The sequence below is a fragment of the Stenotrophomonas sp. NPDC047960 genome (assembly GCF_043204395.1).
In the GTDB taxonomy this organism is placed as follows: Bacteria; Pseudomonadota; Gammaproteobacteria; order Xanthomonadales; family Xanthomonadaceae; genus Stenotrophomonas.
Genome location: NZ_JBIDBX010000001.1, coordinates 236,177 through 250,626, shown reverse-complemented (window position 1 = coordinate 250,626; position 14,450 = coordinate 236,177). Strand labels below are relative to the sequence as shown.

The window sequence follows — 14,450 nt, the reverse complement described above, 5'->3', positions numbered from 1 at the left end:
CATGAGCATTCCGACCCGCCCGCTGACCTGGCTCGCCGCCGGCGCCCTGGCCGTCATCAGCCTGCCGGCCACGGCGATGGAGCCGTTCACCGCGCAGTACCAGGCCAACTACATGGGCGTGCAGGCCCCGGGCACGATGACCCTGGCCAAGGCCGACGGCAACACATGGACGTACAGCCTGGACGTGCGCAGCCCGATGGCCACGCTCAGCCAGAACACCGTGTTTGAAGAGGCCAATGGCCGCCTGCGCCCGCTCAGCAGCAAGGACAGCTCGGTGCTGCTGGTGAAGAAGCGCAACGTGCAGGCCAACTACGACTGGACGAAGAACCAGGCGACCTGGACCGGCGACATCAAGCCCGACCGTGCCGGACCGGTAACCCTGAAAACGGGCGACATGGACGCGCTGCTGATCAATCTGGCCATCGCCCGCGACCTGGCCGCCGGCAAGCCGCTGACCTACCGCATGGTCGACGAAGGCCGGGTCAAGCCGATGACCTACAAGGTGATCGGCAAGGAGCAGGTCAATGTAGGCGGCAAGGCCTACGACGCCACCAAGGTGTCACGAGTGGACGGCAACAAGGAACTGATCGCCTGGGTGGTCAAGGACTTCCCGGTACCGGCGCGGCTGCTGCAGCGCGAGGGCGGCAGGGACGCGCTGGACCTGACCATCAAGTCATTCAAATGATGCACCCGGTACCGACCAACGGTCGGTACCTACCGCCGGCATTGATACAGGCCGGTGGTATCGGCGGTAGGTATCGACCGTTGGTCGATACACAAAAAAACGCCCGCGATGCGGGCGTTTTTTTTTATTTTGCCGGCGTTTCGGCCTGGAACACCGTCTTGCAGTCCACGCGGATCTGCTCACCGGTCTTGCGCCAGTAGAACGAACGGCAATGGCGGTTGCCTTCCACACTGGTGGTCACCCCGACCGCGTAGAACGCCTGCAGCACCTCGGTGCGGCTGACCGCGCCATCGCCGTCCCAGTCCATGTCCTGCTGTTCCAGGCCCTGGGTGATGGCGATGTCGGCATACCAGGCGTAGCCCAGCCAGCCCAGCACCACCAGCACCAGGATCAGCAGCGCCTTGCGGCGACGGGTGAACTGGCCGCGCAGGATCATGCGATGCGCCGGATGGTGGCGCCCAGCGACGACAGCTTCTCTTCGATGTTCTCGTAGCCGCGGTCCAGGTGGTAGATGCGGTCGATGGTGGTATCACCGTCGGCCATCAGCCCGGCCAGGATCAGCGAGGCCGACGCGCGCAGGTCGGTGGCCATCACCGGCGCGCCGCTGAGCTGTTCCGCGCCGCGCACAATTGCGGTGTGGCCTTCGACCTGGATGTCCGCGCCCAGGCGCAGCAGTTCGTTGACGTGCATGAAACGGTTTTCGAAGATCGTTTCATTGATCACGCCCACGCCATCGGCCACGCAGTTGAGCGCCATGAACTGCGCCTGCATGTCGGTGGGGAACGCCGGGTACGGCGCGGTGGTCAGGTTGACCGCGCGCGGGCGCTTGCCCTGCATGTCCAGGGTGATGCTGTCGTCGGTGGTGTCGATCTTCGCACCGGCTTCGACCAGCTTGGCCAGCACCGCATCCATCGTGTTCGGGCGGGCGCGGTTGACCGTGACCTTGCCGCCGGTCATCGCCGCGGCCACCAGGAAGGTACCGGTTTCGATGCGGTCGGGCAGCACTTCATGGCGGCCGCCGGACAGGCGCTCGACGCCTTCGATCACCAGGCGGGCGGTGCCCAGGCCTTCGATCTTCGCGCCCAGCGCGATCAGGCAGTGCGCCAGGTCGGTGACTTCCGGTTCCATCGCCGCGTTGTCCAGCACCGTGGTGCCTTCGGCCAGCACGGCGGCCATCAGCACGTTCTCGGTGCCGGTCACGCTGACCATGTCGAAGGTGAAGTGCGCGCCCTTCAGGCGCTTGGCGTGGGCCTTGATGAAGCCGTTCTCGACCACGATCTCCGCACCCAGCGCCTGCAGCCCCTTGATGTGCTGGTCGACCGGGCGCGACCCGATCGCGCAGCCGCCGGGCAGCGACACTTCGGCCGCACCGAAGCGGGCCAGCAGCGGGCCCAGCACCAGGATCGAAGCGCGCATGGTGCGCACCAGCTCATACGGCGCCACATGCTGGTTGACCGGGCGCGGGTCGACCACGATCGCGCTGCCGCGCGACAGCGTGCCCTGGTCGATGGTGACCTTGGCACCCAGCTCGCTGAGCAGCTTCACCGTGGTCACCACGTCGTGCAGGTGCGGCACGTTGGTGATTTCCACCGGCGCGTCGGCGAGCAGGGTCGCGCACAGGATGGGGAGGACGGCGTTCTTGGCGCCGGAAATGTTCACTTCACCGTGCAGCGGCTTGCCGCCGGTCACTACGATCTTGGCCATGGAATCCGGGAAATAAGGAGAAAAAAGGTGTCCGGTAGAAGCCGACCGTTGGTCGGCTTACCGATTGGCTTCAGCCTGGGTAACGGTCTTCAGCGCCAGCGCGTGGATCGCCCCGCCCATCCGATCGCCCAGGGTGGCATAGACCATCCGATGGCGCGCCAGCGGCATTTTGCCGGCAAAGGCGTCACAGACCACGGTGGCCTCGAAATGCACGCCGTCATCACCCTGCACGTCCGCGCGGGCGCCCGGCAGGCCGTCTTCGATCAATTTGCGGATGGTCTCGGCGTCCAACGGGCTTTCCTAATAAAATGAGCGCTCATTCTACTCTTCCGCGTGGCGCCCGCATGGCTGTATCGCCCCTGCCCCCCTCATCGGCCGACCCGGCCGCGCTGGTTGCCAGCGGCCGCCGCGTGTTCGAGATCGAGCGCGATGCCCTTGCGGCAGTAGCCGAACGCCTGGGCGACGGGTTCAGCCAGGCCTGCCAGCTGGTGCTGGAAAGCCGCGGCAGGGTGGTAGCCACCGGCATGGGCAAATCCGGGCATGTGGCCCGCAAGATCGCCGCCACGCTGGCCTCCACCGGCACCCCGGCGTTCTATGTGCACCCCGGTGAGGCCGGCCACGGCGACCTGGGCATGATCACCGAGGCCGACGTGGTGCTGGCCCTGTCCTATTCGGGCGAATCGGACGAAGTGCTGATGCTGCTGCCGGTGCTCAAGCGCCAGGGCAACCGGCTGATCGCCATGACCGGCCGCCCCGGTTCCTCGCTGGCGCAGGCCGCCGACGTCCACCTGGACGTGAGCGTGCCGGCCGAAGCCTGCCCGCTTGCGCTGGCCCCGACCTCCAGCACCACCGCCTCGCTGGCGATGGGCGATGCCTTGGCCGTGGCTCTGCTGGACGCGCGCGGCTTCACCGCCGATGACTTCGCCCGCTCGCACCCGGCCGGCAGCCTGGGCCGGCGCCTGCTGCTGCACATCACCGATGTGATGCACAGCGGCGATGAGCTGCCCCAGGTGGGCGAGAACGCCAGCCTGAGCGAGGCGCTGGTGGAAATGAGCCGCAAGCGGCTGGGCATGACCGCCGTGGTCGATGCCGGCCAGCGCCTGGTGGGCCTGTTCACCGACGGCGACCTGCGCCGCGCCCTGGACAGCGACCTGGACGTGCGCAGCGCGCGCATTGTCGATGTGATGACCCGCACCCCGCGCACCATCGGCGCCGACCAGCTGGCCGTCGAAGCCGCACGGGTCATGGAAACCCAGCAGATCAACGGCCTGATCGTGGTCGATGGCGAGGGCCGCGCGGTGGGCGCGCTCAACATTCATGACCTGTTGCGGGCCCGGGTGGTTTAAACCACAGTGACACTCCTCCATTCAGCTGACCCGCACTCCTGATGCCCTACTCCCCGTTGCCCGGTTTCCCGTCCCACCTGCATGCCGTTGCCGGTCGTATCCGGCTGGCCTGTTTCGACGTGGACGGCACACTCACCGACGGTCGGCTCTACTACGACCGGGACGGCAACGAGAGCAAGGCGTATTACGTGCAGGACGGACTTGGCCTGAAACTGCTGCAGCGGCACGGCATCCACCCCGTGCTGATCACCGCGCGCAACAGCCTGTCGGCGCAGAAGCGCGGCGCGGACCTGGGGATCGACACCCAGATCGCGGTCGGTGACAAGCTCGCCAGCGTGCGCGCCCTGTGCGACCAGCACGGCATCGGCCTGGACCAGGTCGCCTTCATGGGCGACGACCTGCCCGACCTGGCCCCGCTGTGCGCGGTCGGGCTGGCGGTGGCGCCGGCCAATGCCCACCCCTGGATTGCCGAGCGCGTGCACTGGCAGACGCGTGCCGATGGTGGCCGGGGTGCGGCGCGTGAGCTGTGCGACGTGCTGCTGGCCGCCCAAGGCCACGTGGATGCGGTCCTGGCGGGGTTCGGGGCATGAACTGGCGAACCGCACTGGGTGGCCTGCTGCTGGTCGCCGCACTGCTGAGCGGCTGGTCGCTGCTGCGCAATCGCGACAAGGCCGAGATCGTCGCTGGCGACGATGCCAGCAAGGATTACGTGCTGCACGATTTCCAGATCATCGCGCTGGACGAACAGGGCCGCGAATCGACGACCCTGCGCGCGCCGCTGCTGGAACGCACCCGCAGCGACGAGACCATGACCATCCAGACCCCGCTGTTCCTGCTGCCCGACCGCGACGGCAACCACTGGGAACTTCGCAGCGACACCGGCTGGGTCAGCGCCACCGGCGACAAGCTGCGGCTGACCGGCAACGTCAGCGGCGACAGCCCGCGCGTGCCCAGCATTCCACCGACCACGTTCCGCACCGAGCAGCTGGACGTGTTCCCGAAGGAAAACCGCGCCACCTCCGACGGTCTGGTGACCCTGACCCGACCGGGCATGGTCCAGTCCGGCGTCGGCTTCGCGCTGAACTCCAGCGACAAGACCTACCAGTTCCTGAGCCAGGTCAAGAGCCGTTACACGCCCCGTCAGTGATGCGCCACCACACTTCAACAACGGCCCTGGCCGTCTCCCCGAATCTGGCAGGAAAGCCCCACGTCATGAAAACCCTCCACGCTGTTGCACTCGCCCTCAGCCTGATGGTGCCCGCCGTCGGCGTGCAGGCCAAGACCTCCGACCGCAACCAGGAAATGACCATCGACGCCGGCGCACAGTCCGGAACGCTGGTCGGCGATGGCGTCACCACCCTGTCGGGCGGCGTCACCATCACCCAGGGCACGCTCGACATCCGCTCCGCCCAGGCCGACATCCACATGAAGGACGGTGAAGCGGTGCGTGCGGTGTTCACCGGCAAGCAGGCCAAGATGAAACAGCAGCTGGATGACGGCACCTGGATGGAAGCCCAGGCCGACAAGATCGACTACGACATCAAGAAGGAAATCATCGTGCTCACTGGCAACTACACGGTCAAGAGCGCGCAGGGCACCAATTCGGGTGGCACGATGACCTACAACACCGCCACCGGCCAGATGAACAGCGGCGGCGACGGTCAGCGCGTGCGCACCGTCATCCCGCCCAAGAACAAGGGTGCCGCCCCGGCCGCCAAGCCGGCCGCTGCCCCGGCCAAGGCCACCGTCCCCACCGCCGGGAGCAGGAAGTAATGCTCGTCGCCAAAGGTCTGCGCAAGCGCTACAAGCAGCGCGAAGTCGTCAAGGAATTCGGGCTGACCCTGGAAGCCGGTGAAGTGGTGGGCCTGCTCGGCCCCAACGGTGCCGGCAAGACCACCTGCTTCTACATGATCGTGGGCCTGGTCGAAGCCGACGCCGGCAGCATCGTGCTGGACGGCAAGGACATCACCGCCGACCCCATGTACACCCGCGCCAAGCAGGGCGTGGGCTACCTGCCGCAGGAGCCGTCGGTATTCCGCAAGCTGACCGTGGCCGACAACCTGCGCCTGGTGCTTGAACTGCGCGAGGACCTGGACAAGGCCGGGCGCGAAAAGGAGCTGAATTCGCTGCTGGACGAGCTGCAGATCAATCACGTGGCCGACCAGCTGGGCGCCAGCCTGTCCGGTGGCGAACGCCGCCGCTGTGAAATCGCCCGTGCGCTGGCCGCCAAGCCGCGCCTGATCCTGCTCGATGAGCCGTTTGCCGGCGTCGACCCGATCTCGGTGGGTGAGATCCAGCGCATCGTCACCCACCTCAAGCAGCGTGGCATCGGGGTGCTGATCACCGACCACAATGTGCGCGAAACCTTGGGAATCTGCGACCGCGCGTATATCCTCAACGAAGGCAGCGTGCTGGCGCAGGGGTCACCAGACGCGATCCTGGAAAACGCAGACGTCCGCCGCGTGTACCTTGGAGAGACCTTCAAGCTCTGACCGCCGGCCGCTGCAGCGCCTTCCCTCCGTTCGGCACAGGCATGAAAGCACGGCTGCAGACATCGCTGGGACAACAACTGGTCATGACGCCGCAGCTGCGTCAGGCCATCAAGCTGTTGCAGATGTCCAGCGCCGAACTGGAACTGGAAATCGCCGAGGCGGTGGAAACCAACCCGCTGCTGGATTGGGCCGAAAATGCCGAACCGACCCTGGATGCCGCACCGGACAGCGACGAGCGCCCGCCCGAGGCAGCCGAACGCGATGCTGGCGGCGACAGCGACTCCGCCCTCTCCGGTGCCGACGACTGGGCACCGGGCGAAGGCGACTGGAGCAGCGGCAGCAGCGGCGGTTCGTTCGACGATGATGACAACGGCAGCGCCGCCGAACGCGTGGCCGAAACCGAAAGCCTGGCCGATCACCTGTTGTGGCAGCTCCATCTGTCGCACCTGTCGCGGCGTGACCGCAGCATCGGCGCTGCGCTGATCGACGCCTTCGAGGACGACGGTTACCTGCGCGAACCACTGTCGGCCATCGCCGAAACCCTGCTTCCGGCCATTCATGCCGACGAAGCCGAAATCCTCACCGTGCTGCACCAGATCCAGCGCTTCGACCCGATCGGGGTGGGCGCGCGCAGCCTGGGCGAATGCCTGCAGCTGCAGCTGGACGTGCTCGACCCGCAGACCCCCGGCCTGGCCCTGGCCCGGCGCATTGCCGACGGCCCGCTGGAGCGCCTGCCGCGCAGCGGCGTGGCCGGGATGGCCCATGAACTGCGCGAGCCGGTGCAGGCGGTGGACATCGCCGTGCAGCTGCTGCGCTCGCTGGACCCGCGCCCGGGCACCCAGATCGGCGAGCTGGCCCACGACAGCTACGTGGTGCCCGACTGCGTGGTCTGGCGCCAGAACGGCAGCTGGCGGGCCGCCCTGGCCGGCCATGCCGGGCCCAAGGTGGTCATCCACCGCGGCTATGAGCAGATGATCCGCCGCTGTGGCGAAAGTGACGCCGGCTACCTGCGCACCCACCTGCAGGAGGCGCGCTGGCTGCTCAAGGGCCTGGAGGCCCGTGGCGAGACCCTGCTCCGGGTCATGCGCTGCCTGCTGCAGCAGCAGGCCGCCTTCCTGGAGTTCGGCGCGCAGGCGTTGCGGCCGCTGACCCTGCGCGAGGTCGCCGCGGAGCTGGGCCTGCACGAGTCGACCATTTCCCGGGCCATCGCCCGCAAGTACGTGCGCACCCCGCGCGGCACCCTGGCGCTGCGCGCCTTCTTCGCCTCGGGGATCGACACCGACAGCGGCGGCGAGGCGTCCAGCACCGCCATCCAGGCCATGATCCGGCGCCTGATCGACGACGAGAACCCGCGCAAGCCGCTTTCTGACGCCAAGCTGGCTGACCTGCTCAAGACCTCCGGAATACCGGTGGCGCGCCGCACCGTGGCGAAGTATCGTGAAGCCATGAACATTTCCGCCTCGCACGAACGAGTACGCATCGCCTGACGCTCACACGCCTGGCGGCAAGGTTCATTGGCTCATCCGAACAAAGGAGAAACCCGATGCGCATCGAAACGTTTGGCAAAGATGTCGAAGTCACCCCGGCCCTGCATTCCTACGTAGAGGAGAAGCTGGCCCGGATCGGCAAGCACTTCGATCAGCATTGCGACGCGCGGGTCACACTGAAGCTTCAGAAGCCCGACCACCACGTCGACGCCAGCGTGAACATCCCAGGCCAGACCCTCCACGCCGAGGCCAACGGCCAGACCATGTATGCGGCCATCGATGTGCTCGCCGACAAGCTGGATCGGCTGGTGATCAAGCACAAGGAGAAAAAGCACCAGCATGCCCCGGTTCCGGCTCCCTTGGGCGACAATGACGCCTGACGCCCCGCTTCCCCTTTTCCATGCCTTTGACTGATCTACTGGCGGCCGTGCGCACCCAGGTGCTGCCGGCCGCCGACCGCGACAGTGTCCTCAAGGCGGCCGCCCGGCTGCTGGCCTGCCGCGAAGCCAATGCCGAACTGCTCTACACGAACCTGCGCGAGCGCGAGACCCTGGGCAGCACCGCGATCGGCCACGGCATCGCCATTCCGCACGGCCGCGCGCCACTGCTGGAACGCCCCCGCGGGGCGCTGCTGCGGCTGGAGACGCCGGTGGACTTCGGCGGCGATGAACCGGTGGACCTGGTGTTCGCCATCGCTGTGCCCAGCCATTACACCCATCAACACCTGATGCTGCTGTCCGAGCTGGCCGAGCTGTTTTCCGAGCCGGCCATCCGCCAGGCGCTGCGCGAAGCGCGCGATGCGGCGGCACTGCGCCAGGTGATCGAATTCCCCCCGCCGGCGAGTGCCGCATGAATACCAGCATCACCGCGCGTGAACTGTTCGAACAGCAGCGTGACCGTCTGAGCCTGCGCTGGGTGGCCGGGCAGAAAGGCGAGCGGCGCGAACTGGAGGCCGGCAACACGGTCTCGCGGCGCCCGTCGCTGGCCGGTTATCTCAACGCGATCTACCCCAACAAGGTGCAGATCCTGGGCACCGAGGAGCTGTCCTGGCTGGATTCGCTGGATTCGCGCCAGCGCTGGGAAACCATCGAACGGATCATGCAGTCGCACCCGCTGGCGCTGGTGATCACCCGCAACCAGCCGTGCCCGGAAGACCTGCGCGCGGCAGCCGACGAATCGCAGACCCCGCTGTGGATCTCGCCCAAGCGCGGCCATGAACTGCTCAACCACCTCTCCTACCACCTGGCCCGGACCCTGGCGCCACGGGTGATCCTGCACGGCGTATTCATGGAGATCTACTCCATCGGCGTGCTGATCACCGGCGAAGCGGGCTCGGGCAAGAGCGAACTGGCACTGGAGCTGCTCAGCCGCGGCCACCGCCTCGTAGCCGACGACGCCCCCGAATTCACCCAGATCGCCCCGGACGTGCTCGACGGCACCTGCCCCGAGCTGCTGCAGGACCTGCTGGAAGTGCGCGGGCTGGGCGTGCTCAACGTGCGCGAGATGTTCGGTGACACAGCGGTAAAGAAGAACAAGTACCTTCGGCTCATCGTGCACCTGACCAAGCCCATGACCGAACCCACCCCCCATGGTTACGAGCGCCTGACCGGCGATTCCGGCACCCGCCACGTGCTGGACCTGGACGTGCCGCTGATCACCCTGCCGGTGATGCCCGGCCGCAACCTCTCGGTGCTGACCGAGGCGGCCACCCGGCTGCACATCCTGCGCACCAAGGGCATCGACCCGGCCGCGATGTTCATCGCCCGCCACAGCAACCTGCTGGAACGCCGCACCCCATGAACGCCGCCGCCGAACCCACCGCCGCCACCCTGATCATCGTCAGCGGGCTGTCCGGCTCCGGCAAGACGGTGGCGTTGAAGACCTTCGAAGACCTCGACTATTACTGCTCGGACAACCTGCCGATCAACCTGCTGCCGGACTTCGTGCGCAGCCTGCTGGCCGGCCACGATGCCGCCGCCCCGCGCCGGCTGGCGGTGGGCATCGACGTGCGGGGCCAGAGCGACCTGAGCCAGCTCTCGCACTGGCGCGAAGACGCCAAGGCGGCCGGGCTCGACGCGCAGCTGCTGTTCTTCGATGCCACCGATGAGGCCCTGCTCAAACGCTACGCCGACACCCGCCGCCGCCACCCGCTCAGCCAGCTGGGACTGTCCCTGCCCGAAGCGATCGCACGCGAGCGCGAACTGACCGCGCCACTGCGCCGCGCCGCCGATGCGGTGATCGACACCACCGCCCTCAACGTGCATCAGCTGCGCCGCAGGGTGGTGACCGAGTTCGCCCTGAGCCACGGCAACAAGCTGTCGCTGCTGTTTGAATCGTTCGCCTACAAGCGCGGCGTGCCGGCCGAGGCCGACTTCGTGTTCGACGCCCGGGTCCTTCCGAACCCGCATTGGAATCCGGAGCTGCGGCCGATGTCGGGCCGCGAGGCGCCGGTACGCGATTATCTGGATACCCAGCCGGACGTGCAGAAATACGTGGAGCAGCTGGTGGATTTCCTCGATACCTGGCTGCCGCGGCTGGGCAACGACACCCGCAGCTACGTCACCGTGGCCTTTGGCTGCACCGGCGGCAAGCATCGCTCGGTATACCTGGCCGAGCGGCTGGCCCGGCACGCCCGTGACCAGGGCTGGCCGGAAGTGGCCACGTTCCACCGCGAGCTGGATTGATCACGGCCAACGGACCAACGGTCCGTTGCAAACGGGTGTATCCCCAATTCATCTTGGGATGTTAACGTTCGGCAATGACCTGTGGCATTCTCCTTGTAACGCATCCCGGCGTCGGTACGTCCCTGCTGGACGTGGCGACCCGGCTCCTGCGGCACCTGCCGCTGAAGACCGAAGCTTTCGAAGTACCGTTCGACGCAGACATGGATGCCCTGCTCCCGCTCGCCTCGGCCGCCCTGCGGCGGGTCGACAGTGGTGAGGGCGTTTTGATCCTGACCGACCTGTATGGCGCCAGCCCGAGCAATCTGGCAGCGCAGCTGGCCCGCCTGGGCACCCCGGCACGCCGGGTCTCGGCGCTGAGCCTGCCGATGTTGTTGCGAGTGATGAATTATCCGGAACAGGGACTGGATCAACTGCCCGCCACTGCGGCGGCGGGCACTCGCAATGGAGCGATTGTCGACGATGCTTGAACGTGAACTCACCGTATCCAACCGCCTGGGCCTGCATGCCCGCGCCACTGCAAAGCTGGTGCAGCTGCTGTCCGCGTACAAGAGCAACGTCACCCTGATAGCGCGTGGCCGCGAGGTCAACGCCAAGAGCATCATGGGTGTGATGCTGCTTGCCGCCGCCCAGGGCACTCCCGTCACCGTGCGCATCAGCGGCGAAGACGAAGCGGCCGCCATGGATGACGTGGTGGCCCTGTTCGAGCGACGCTTCGACGAGGACAGCTGAGCATGCCGGGGCCATCGTCGCGACCGGGGTCCAGCACACTGGCACGGACCGCGTCCGGTGCCCTGCTGCTGGCCGGCCACGGGGCCTCGCGTGGCAATGCCCTGGGACGTGCCCGGGTGCGCCTGCCGCATGCACTGGAAGTGGCCGAGCAGCGCATCGCCCCGGCCCAGGTCGCGGCCGAACTGCAGCGCCTGCACCAGGCCGTGGATGCGGCCCGCGCCGAAATGCACGACCTGCGCCAGCGCCTGCAGGGCGCACTGAACCAGGAAGCAGGTGAATTCCTCGACCTGCACGCACTGCTGCTGGATGACCCGGAGCTGTTGTTCGGCCTGGATGAGCTGATCCGCAGCGGTCCGTACAGCGCCGGCTATGCGCTGCGCGTGCAGCGCGACCGCCTGGCCAAGGTCTTCGACGGCATGGACGATGCCTACCTGAAGAGCCGCATGGACGACCTGGACCATGTGATCGGACGCATCCACGCGTTCCTGCAGAAGCGCCCGCCGGACGTGAAGGGGTTGGCCGGGGAAATCCTGGTGTGCGACAACATCGCGCCCTCCGAGCTGGCCCAGCTGCAGGCGCACGGTGTGGTCGGCATCGTCACCGCCGCCGGCAGCGCGCTGTCGCACAGCGCGATCCTGGCGCGCAGCCTGCACCTGCCGCTGATCGTCAACGTTCCCAACCTGCTGCAGAAGATCTCCGACGGCGACGTGCTGGGCATCGACGGCAGCACCGGCCAGATTACCGTCAACCCCTTGCCGCCGGACCTGCGCGATTACCGCGCGCGCCTGCGCGACCAGGCCCGCGAACAGCGCGAGCTGGGCCGCCTGCGCAGCAAGCCCAGCCGCACCCGCGACAACATCGACATCGCCCTGCTGGCCAATGCCGAATCGCGCGAAGACGTGACCGAGGCGCATGCGCTGGGCGCGCAGGGGCTGGGCCTGTACCGCACCGAATTCCTGTTCCTGCAGCGTGATGAGCTGCCCGATGAACAGGAGCAGTTCGAAACCTACCGCGACGCCGCGCTGGGCATGAGCGGGCGGCCGGTGACCATCCGCACCCTGGACCTGGGCGCGGACAAGGCCGACCGCACCGGGCTCACCCTGAGCAACGAAGAAAATCCGGCGCTGGGCCTGCGCGGGGTGCGGCTGTCGCTGGCCCGGCCGAAGGTGGCCGATACCCAGCTGCGCGCGATCCTGCGCGCCTCGGCCTACGGCAAACTGCGCATCCTGCTGCCGATGGTCAGCACCCGTGAGGAGCTGCTGGCGGTGCGGCGGCGTTTGAACAAACAGGCCGAGCTGCTGCGCGCAGAAGGCCATGAAATGGCTGAGCACATCCCGTTCGGGGCGATGATCGAAGTACCGGCGGCGGCGATCGCGCTGGAGAGCTTCATCGATCTGGTCGATTTCCTGTCCATCGGCACCAACGATCTGGTCCAGTACCTGCTCGCCGCCGACCGCAACAACGAAGCGGTGGGCGAGCTGTATTCGCCACTGCACCCGGCGGTGCTGCGCCTGCTGGCGCACATCCTGCGTACCGGCCGCGAGCACGGCGTACCGGTGGCGGTATGCGGCGAAATCGCCGGCGACCCGCGCATGACCCGCATGCTGCTGGCGCTGGGCCTGACCGAGTTCAGCCTGCACCCCGGCACACTGCTGGAAGTCCGCCGCGCGGTGCGCGACAGCGACCTGTCCGCGCTGCAGGCGGCCGCCCCCAAGCTGCTGGCCGCACGCGACCGGCGCGGCATCGAGCGCTGGATCGACACACACCAATGAATGGCCGGCGCGTCACGACCGTTGGTCGCGACGTAATGAACAGCCCGGTAGGTCACGACCGTTGGTCGTGACGTGCTGACCTACCGGATTGTCATCCATCCAAGCGATAATGACGCGGTGACCACCCCCTCTGCCGCATCCTGTCCGGGATAGCGGCCTTTTTTCTTTTGCCGCGGGAGCTGTGCATGGCCGAAGCCGTACGCCACGACAAGACGGCGCGCCAGTTGCGACTGTTGTCCGATGCACTGGACAGCGGGCGGCTGGGTCCGGTGCGCCGGCTGGTCAATACGCTGGCGCCGGCCGAAATCGGCAACCTGCTGGAATCGCTGCCGCCGGGCAAGCGCGAAGTGGTGTGGGGACTGGTCGACCCGGAAGACGACGGCGAGGTGCTGGTCCACGTCGGCGAGGAAGTGCGCGAAAGCCTGCTGGCCGACATGGACCCGGACGAAATCATCGCCGCGGTCGAAGACCTGGACATCGATGACCTGGCCGACCTGGTCGAAGACCTGCCTGATACGGTCATCGACGAAGTGCTCAAGTCGATGGACCGCGAGAACCGCGAGCGGCTCGAGCAGGTGCTGTCCTACCCGGAGGACAGCGCCGGCCGCCTGATGAACCCGGACGTGGTGACCGTGCGCGCCGACGTCAACGTCGACGTGGTGCTGCGCTACCTGCGCCTGCGCGGCGAACTGCCCGACCACACCGACCACCTGTTCGTGGTCAGCCGCCGCCACCAGTACCTGGGCCGGCTGTCGCTGGCCTCGCTGGTCACCCACGAGGACAACACCCCGATCAACCGGCTGATCGACGACGAGCAGCCGGCCATCGATGTGGGCGAGAGCGCCGACGAAGTGGCCCGGCAGTTCTCGGATCACGACTGGGTGTCCGCGCCGGTGGTGGACGACAACAACATCCTGCTCGGCCGCATCACCATCGATGACGTGGTCGACATCATCCGTTCGCAGGCCGAGCACCAGGCCTTGGGCGCGGCCGGCCTGGACGAAGAGGAAGACCTGTTCTCGCCGATCAAACGCGCCGTGCGCGGTCGCGTGGTGTGGCTGGGCATCAACCTGTGCACCGCCTTCCTGGCGGCCACGGTGATCGGCCAGTTCGAACTGACCCTGCAGAAGGTGGTCGCGCTGGCGGTGCTGATGCCGATCGTGGCCGGCGTCGGCGGCAACGCCGCGGTGCAGGTGCTGACCCTGATGGTGCGCGGCATCGCGCTGGGCCAGGTGGGCCAGAGCAACGCGCGCATCCTGCTGTGGAAGGAGTCGCGGGTGGCGCTGATCAACGGCACCCTGATCGGCACCGTGGTCGGCATCATTGCCTACCTGTGGTTCCACAGCTTCCTGCTGTCGCTGGTGATCACCCTGGCGCTGATCATCAACTTCTGTGCGGCGGCGCTGGCCGGCGTGCTGCTGCCACTGCTGCTCAAGCGCATGAACGTGGACCCGGCCGTGGCCGGCACCGTGGTGGTCACCGCAGTCACCGACGTCATGGGCTTCTTCAGCTTCTTGGGCCTGGCCACCCTGATCCTGCTTCACTGACTGG

General features: G+C 67.3%; 18 protein-coding genes. 15 read left to right on the top strand and 3 right to left on the bottom strand.

Translation table 11 applies throughout. The features are described 5' to 3' along the window. The first annotated feature begins 1 nt into the window (after window position 1). Window positions 2-685 (top strand): DUF3108 domain-containing protein, encoded by a 684-nt coding sequence (locus ACGFZ3_RS01400; protein ID WP_392915388.1) that lies wholly within the window; start codon window positions 2-4, stop codon window positions 683-685. A gap of 124 nt (window positions 686-809) precedes the next feature. Here the strand turns inward: ACGFZ3_RS01400 and ACGFZ3_RS01395 are convergent, their stop codons facing one another. Genes ACGFZ3_RS01395 through ACGFZ3_RS01385 form a run of 3 tightly spaced genes read right to left on the bottom strand, consistent with a single transcriptional unit; the run spans window position 810 to window position 2,680 of the window. Then, on the bottom strand, window positions 810-1,121 hold the full coding sequence (locus tag ACGFZ3_RS01395) for an EF-hand domain-containing protein (RefSeq protein ID WP_392915385.1): 312 nt from the start codon (window positions 1,119-1,121) through the stop codon (window positions 810-812). Continuing rightward, on the bottom strand, window positions 1,118-2,389 hold the full coding sequence (gene murA, locus ACGFZ3_RS01390) for a UDP-N-acetylglucosamine 1-carboxyvinyltransferase (RefSeq protein ID WP_095363733.1): 1,272 nt from the start codon (window positions 2,387-2,389) through the stop codon (window positions 1,118-1,120). The genes ACGFZ3_RS01395 and murA overlap by 4 nt, the downstream gene beginning before the upstream one ends. A gap of 57 nt (window positions 2,390-2,446) precedes the next feature. Further along, on the bottom strand, window positions 2,447-2,680 hold the full coding sequence (locus ACGFZ3_RS01385) for a BolA family protein (protein WP_392915382.1): 234 nt from the start codon (window positions 2,678-2,680) through the stop codon (window positions 2,447-2,449). A gap of 53 nt (window positions 2,681-2,733) precedes the next feature. On the opposite strand from ACGFZ3_RS01385, the gene ACGFZ3_RS01380 reads away from it, so the two are divergent. The 14 genes from ACGFZ3_RS01380 (at window position 2,734) to mgtE (ending at window position 14,446) form a co-directional block, all read left to right on the top strand. Continuing rightward, the gene (locus ACGFZ3_RS01380; RefSeq protein WP_392915380.1) at window positions 2,734-3,735 is read left to right on the top strand and encodes a KpsF/GutQ family sugar-phosphate isomerase; all 1,002 of its coding nucleotides are present in this window, start codon (window positions 2,734-2,736) and stop codon (window positions 3,733-3,735) included. A gap of 41 nt (window positions 3,736-3,776) precedes the next feature. Then, complete coding sequence (locus ACGFZ3_RS01375; protein WP_392915377.1) at window positions 3,777-4,325, top strand: KdsC family phosphatase; 549 nt, start codon at window positions 3,777-3,779, stop codon at window positions 4,323-4,325. Continuing rightward, window positions 4,322-4,882, top strand: a complete 561-nt coding sequence (lptC, locus tag ACGFZ3_RS01370; protein WP_392915374.1) for an LPS export ABC transporter periplasmic protein LptC — start codon at window positions 4,322-4,324, stop codon at window positions 4,880-4,882. Before ACGFZ3_RS01375 ends, lptC begins: the two co-directional genes overlap by 4 nt. Before the next feature lie 65 nt (window positions 4,883-4,947). Beyond that, window positions 4,948-5,508, top strand: coding sequence for a lipopolysaccharide transport periplasmic protein LptA (gene lptA / locus ACGFZ3_RS01365; protein WP_392915371.1), 561 nt, complete (start codon window positions 4,948-4,950; stop codon window positions 5,506-5,508). Continuing rightward, window positions 5,508-6,227, top strand: a complete 720-nt coding sequence (lptB, locus tag ACGFZ3_RS01360; protein WP_392915368.1) for an LPS export ABC transporter ATP-binding protein — start codon at window positions 5,508-5,510, stop codon at window positions 6,225-6,227. The genes lptA and lptB overlap by 1 nt, the downstream gene beginning before the upstream one ends. A 41-nt stretch (window positions 6,228-6,268) precedes the next feature. Next, window positions 6,269-7,714: an RNA polymerase factor sigma-54 gene (locus tag ACGFZ3_RS01355; RefSeq protein ID WP_392915365.1), complete on the top strand. Its 1,446-nt coding sequence runs from the start codon at window positions 6,269-6,271 to the stop codon at window positions 7,712-7,714. 56 nt (window positions 7,715-7,770) lie between these two features. Beyond that, entirely contained in the window at window positions 7,771-8,094 is a 324-nt protein-coding gene (gene hpf / locus ACGFZ3_RS01350) for a ribosome hibernation-promoting factor, HPF/YfiA family (RefSeq protein WP_068849799.1), read from the top strand. 20 nt (window positions 8,095-8,114) lie between these two features. Continuing rightward, window positions 8,115-8,567, top strand: a complete 453-nt coding sequence (locus tag ACGFZ3_RS01345) for a PTS sugar transporter subunit IIA (RefSeq protein ID WP_282246203.1) — start codon at window positions 8,115-8,117, stop codon at window positions 8,565-8,567. Then, window positions 8,564-9,514, top strand: coding sequence for an HPr(Ser) kinase/phosphatase (gene hprK, locus ACGFZ3_RS01340; RefSeq protein WP_068849794.1), 951 nt, complete (start codon window positions 8,564-8,566; stop codon window positions 9,512-9,514). The genes ACGFZ3_RS01345 and hprK overlap by 4 nt, the downstream gene beginning before the upstream one ends. Continuing rightward, entirely contained in the window at window positions 9,511-10,398 is an 888-nt protein-coding gene (gene rapZ / locus ACGFZ3_RS01335; RefSeq protein WP_392915359.1) for an RNase adapter RapZ, read from the top strand. The genes hprK and rapZ overlap by 4 nt, the downstream gene beginning before the upstream one ends. Window positions 10,399-10,472: 74 nt before the next feature. Next, window positions 10,473-10,865 carry a PTS sugar transporter subunit IIA gene (locus ACGFZ3_RS01330; protein WP_068849788.1) on the top strand — a complete coding sequence of 131 codons (393 nt, stop codon included), beginning with the start codon at window positions 10,473-10,475 and terminating at the stop codon, window positions 10,863-10,865. Next, entirely contained in the window at window positions 10,858-11,127 is a 270-nt protein-coding gene (locus ACGFZ3_RS01325; RefSeq protein WP_392915355.1) for an HPr family phosphocarrier protein, read from the top strand. The genes ACGFZ3_RS01330 and ACGFZ3_RS01325 overlap by 8 nt, the downstream gene beginning before the upstream one ends. Before the next feature lie 2 nt (window positions 11,128-11,129). Then, the gene (ptsP, locus tag ACGFZ3_RS01320) at window positions 11,130-12,899 is read left to right on the top strand and encodes a phosphoenolpyruvate--protein phosphotransferase (RefSeq protein WP_392915352.1); all 1,770 of its coding nucleotides are present in this window, start codon (window positions 11,130-11,132) and stop codon (window positions 12,897-12,899) included. 185 nt (window positions 12,900-13,084) lie between these two features. Next, entirely contained in the window at window positions 13,085-14,446 is a 1,362-nt protein-coding gene (gene mgtE / locus ACGFZ3_RS01315; protein WP_392915349.1) for a magnesium transporter, read from the top strand. Window positions 14,447-14,450: the final 4 nt, after the last annotated feature.

Bases quoted from the DNA above. Each gene is read 5' to 3' on its own strand.
- ACGFZ3_RS01400 (WP_392915388.1), top strand. From the start codon at position 2: ATGAGCATTCCGACCCGCCCGCTGACCTGGCTCGCCGCCGGCGCCCTG.
- ACGFZ3_RS01395 (WP_392915385.1), bottom strand. From the start codon at position 1,121: ATGATCCTGCGCGGCCAGTTCACCCGTCGCCGCAAGGCGCTGCTGATC.
- murA (WP_095363733.1), bottom strand. From the start codon at position 2,389: ATGGCCAAGATCGTAGTGACCGGCGGCAAGCCGCTGCACGGTGAAGTG.
- ACGFZ3_RS01380 (WP_392915380.1), top strand. From the start codon at position 2,734: ATGGCTGTATCGCCCCTGCCCCCCTCATCGGCCGACCCGGCCGCGCTG.
- ACGFZ3_RS01375 (WP_392915377.1), top strand. From the start codon at position 3,777: ATGCCCTACTCCCCGTTGCCCGGTTTCCCGTCCCACCTGCATGCCGTT.
- lptC (WP_392915374.1), top strand. From the start codon at position 4,322: ATGAACTGGCGAACCGCACTGGGTGGCCTGCTGCTGGTCGCCGCACTG.
- lptA (WP_392915371.1), top strand. From the start codon at position 4,948: ATGAAAACCCTCCACGCTGTTGCACTCGCCCTCAGCCTGATGGTGCCC.
- lptB (WP_392915368.1), top strand. From the start codon at position 5,508: ATGCTCGTCGCCAAAGGTCTGCGCAAGCGCTACAAGCAGCGCGAAGTC.
- ACGFZ3_RS01355 (WP_392915365.1), top strand. From the start codon at position 6,269: ATGAAAGCACGGCTGCAGACATCGCTGGGACAACAACTGGTCATGACG.
- hpf (WP_068849799.1), top strand. From the start codon at position 7,771: ATGCGCATCGAAACGTTTGGCAAAGATGTCGAAGTCACCCCGGCCCTG.
- ACGFZ3_RS01345 (WP_282246203.1), top strand. From the start codon at position 8,115: ATGCCTTTGACTGATCTACTGGCGGCCGTGCGCACCCAGGTGCTGCCG.
- hprK (WP_068849794.1), top strand. From the start codon at position 8,564: ATGAATACCAGCATCACCGCGCGTGAACTGTTCGAACAGCAGCGTGAC.
- rapZ (WP_392915359.1), top strand. From the start codon at position 9,511: ATGAACGCCGCCGCCGAACCCACCGCCGCCACCCTGATCATCGTCAGC.
- ACGFZ3_RS01330 (WP_068849788.1), top strand. From the start codon at position 10,473: ATGACCTGTGGCATTCTCCTTGTAACGCATCCCGGCGTCGGTACGTCC.
- ACGFZ3_RS01325 (WP_392915355.1), top strand. From the start codon at position 10,858: ATGCTTGAACGTGAACTCACCGTATCCAACCGCCTGGGCCTGCATGCC.
- ptsP (WP_392915352.1), top strand. From the start codon at position 11,130: ATGCCGGGGCCATCGTCGCGACCGGGGTCCAGCACACTGGCACGGACC.
- mgtE (WP_392915349.1), top strand. From the start codon at position 13,085: ATGGCCGAAGCCGTACGCCACGACAAGACGGCGCGCCAGTTGCGACTG.